We start from the raw sequence: 299 nt of genomic DNA, 5'->3' as shown, positions 1-299 counted from the left end.
GATCACCTGCCATGGGAAAAACTCTCGCTCATCTGACAGCGGCCAGAACAGCGCCACGCCGCTGCCGCCGTCGGTGCACATATCCAGCAAGGGGTGCGACACCGTTGCCACAAACACAAACAAGCCGGCGCGCAGGCGGGTGGTGTGCTGTTCAACGGGGCGAAAGCGGAATGGGAGGTAGCCGGCCAGCCCTAAAGTATATGTATCCGGATAACGCCGGTGGCCCCGGCTTCGAGCGCGAGATCGACACTGTCTCCACCACCATCCGGACCAACCGCCACTACCTGAGCGTAAACGGT

At 61.9% G+C, this 299-nt stretch carries 1 protein-coding gene; it reads right to left on the bottom strand.

The window, feature by feature from the left end; all coding sequences use genetic code 11:
* The coding region (locus tag ACYQ1A_RS21835; RefSeq protein ID WP_499365828.1) for a metal-dependent hydrolase at positions 1-189 on the bottom strand (189 nt) is incomplete at its 3' end.
* Positions 190-299 lie beyond the last annotated feature (110 nt).

The sequence above is a fragment of the Silvimonas sp. JCM 19000 genome (assembly GCF_054652575.1).
This window is presented reverse-complemented; position numbering and strand designations above follow the sequence as displayed.